This is a genomic window from Mesorhizobium sp. M7A.F.Ca.CA.001.08.2.1, from assembly GCF_003998455.1.
Lineage (GTDB): Bacteria > Pseudomonadota > Alphaproteobacteria > Rhizobiales > Rhizobiaceae > Mesorhizobium > Mesorhizobium ciceri.
On record NZ_RZPW01000751.1, the window covers coordinates 1 to 2,979 of the forward strand.

At 62.9% G+C, this 2,979-nt stretch carries 1 protein-coding gene and 1 pseudogene; both read left to right on the plus strand.

The window, feature by feature from the left end:
- Positions 1–459: pseudogene (locus tag EN914_RS38470) on the plus strand (hypothetical protein); the annotation flags it as partial.
- The coding region (locus EN914_RS39920; protein WP_206527276.1) for an S-layer family protein at positions 456–2,979 on the plus strand (2,524 nt) is incomplete at its 3' end. The pseudogene EN914_RS38470 and the gene EN914_RS39920, both read left to right, overlap by 4 nt.

Below are 2,979 nucleotides of genomic sequence, written 5' to 3' on the forward strand. Positions count from 1 at the left end.
GGTGGCGATGGCGTGCGTAATGAAGAGGTGAACCCGGCAATTTTCGTGACGGCTGATGTTCATGGCGGCGATGGCGGCGATGGCAATGGCAATGGCCCGTTTGCCGGCGGCGGCGGCGGCGGCGGGGGCGCCGGCATGGTGCTTCTGAACAACGGCGCCATCACTGTTGAAAGCTCGGCCACCGTTGCTGGCGGAAACGGTGGCAATCCTGGCGCCAATTTCGGCGGTGGTGGTGGTGCGGGCATTGTTTTGAACGCCGGCGGCGACTTGACCAACCATGGCGATGTCCTCGGTGGCACGGGCGGGGCTTTAGCCACCGGCGGAACAGCCATTGTGATGGGAGATCTGGCAGCATCGTCAACGACGGTCGCATTACCGGTGGCCGCGCCGGGGTTTCTGCATCCGCCGGTGCAGCGATCGACCTCAGAAATGGTGGGACGGTTTTTAACAGCGGAGTGATCATTGGCGGCGAGGGCAACGGTGACCATGCCGGCGGCTCTAACGGCCCTGCTGGCGGAACCGGCAGTGGCGGCGCCCCCGGCTATATTCCCCTGACGCCCAGCAATGGAAACGGTGGTACCGGCATCGTTGGGGCCAATTTGGCAGTGCTTAACGTTGGGGAGATTACTGGGGGAGATTCTTTCTTTGGCCGGGCTAACGCCATCACCTTCACCGGCGGCGTCAACACGCTTTCCCTGCGAAACGGCTCGATTATCACCGGCAATGTCGTGGTGGAGAGTGGCGCGACCGGCTCATTGATGCTCGGGGACTATGACACGCTGCCTTCCACACCGGCCTTCGATGTCTCGAAGCTCGTGAATACGGCCACGGTAGGCGCGAGTGACGAGTTCGTCGGCTTCACGAGCTTTAACAAGGCCGGGACGAATACCGTGACCCTGACCGGCACGGGTGCGCAGGACTGGACCGTCGATCAAGGCACCTTGGTCGGCGACACCAACAGCTTCGGCGGCAATCTCACCTTCTCAGGCGTGAACACCGGCGCCGTCGTCTTCGACCAGGCGAGCGACGGTACCTATGCCGGGACCATTACCGGCCCCGGCCATTTCGGCAAGGCCGGCGCCGGTACGCTGACGCTGTCAGGCGACGCTTCCGACCTCGCGGGCAACCTGGGCGTCATGGGGGGCACGCTCGACATCGACACACAGCTCACCTCTTTTACCGGGATCATTGCTACTGACGGAACTGATCCGGACGAGTGGGCAACCGCAAGAGTTTCAGGGTCGGCCACCTGGACTGCCGACGTCCTTAGGGTCGGGGATTCCAATGGGGATTCCAAAGGGAAAGGGAGCTTGATCGTCGAGAATGGCGGTCAGGTTTTCAACGATTCGGGAGTTGTGGCGTATGGCGCGGGCAGCACTGGCTCCGCGGTGATTTCCGGAAATGATTCGGGTTGGACACTCGTTGATGCCATCGCAGTTGGTCTCTTTGGCAATGGATCGCTCAGCATTGAAAATGGCGGGCAGGTTTCCAGCGGCAACAACGCCATTGTTGGTTGGGATGCTCAAGCCACCGGAATTGTGAATATTACGGGCCCCGGGTCGGTTTGGACAGGCGACTCCATCATTGCCGTTGGCGTCTTGGGCAAGGGCACGCTGACTCTGTCAGAGGGCGGACAGGTTTCGCTTGCCGGGGGTCCTGCTATCGTTGGGTTGGCGGCCCAGCCAGGATCATTCGGAACGCTCAACATCGGTGCGGCAAGTGGGGAAGTGGCGAAGGCCGCCGGCACGGTTGATGCGGCATCGATAGCTTTTGGCGCTGGCACAGGCACGGTTGTGTTCAATCATCTGGGAAATCCCGATGGGTCCGATCTGATTTTCACCCCTTCCCTGACCGGCTTGGGGACCATCCTCCATGAAAGCGGCACGACCGTTTTGGCCGCGGACAGTTCCAGCTTCACCGGTGCCACCACTGTTGCAGGCGGCACGCTTCTTGTCGGGAACCATGCCAGTGCCGGCTTCCTCGGTGGCACGATCAATGTCGAGGACGGCGCCACGCTCGGTGGCTCGGGCACGGTGGGCACGACGACGGTTGCCGATGGCGGGCATATCGCGCCAGGCAATTCGGTGGGTACGCTGACGGTTGCCGGAAATCTGGGCCTCTCTTCAGGGTCGATTCTCGATTACGAATTCGGCAATCCAGGCGGTTCAACCGGCTCTCCGGGGATAAGCGACCGCATCGGGGTGAGTGGCAATCTGACGCTCGACGGTACGCTCAATCTTGCGCAGAGCGGCGACGTGGCCGATGGCACGGCGGGCCTCGGCTATTACCGGCTGATGACCTATGGCGGCAGCCTTACCGACAACGGCCTGGAGATCGGCACGAAGCCGCCGCTCTCCGATCCGGCCGGCTATGAGATCCAGGCGGGCGGCGGCAATGTCGACCTCTTCATCGGAGCGGCCGGCGACGACACGCTGCAGCACTGGCAAGGCGGCGACGGGACCTGGAACACCACGAACGAAAAATGGCTGAACCAGGGCGGCGATACTCTCGTCTCCTGGGCAGGAAACCATGCGGTGTTCAAGAACGAACCGGGCGGCTTCGACGGCGGCACGATCGCCGTCGAAGGAGCGCAAAGCTTCAAGGGCCTGCAATTCGTCGACAGCGGCTACCGCCTGGAAGGTTCCGGCACGCTCGCGATAGATGGTTCCGACAGCGCCGATGGCAATGCCGAGATCCGCGTGCTGGCCGGCACGGCAGCCACCATCGCGACGACGATTACCGGCGCGGGCGGGTTCAGCAAGACGGAAGGCGGCACGCTCGTCCTGGAAGGCAGCAACAGCTATCAGGGCGGCACGCGGCTTCTAGGCGGGATTATTTCCGTTTCTTCCGATGCCAATCTCGGCGCTGCAAGCGGTGCCCTGACATTCGATGGCGGCACGCTGCGGAACACGGCGGCGTTCGCGACGGCGCGCAACGTCACCCTGGATGCCGGCGGTGGGACGTTCCAGACCGAAGCCG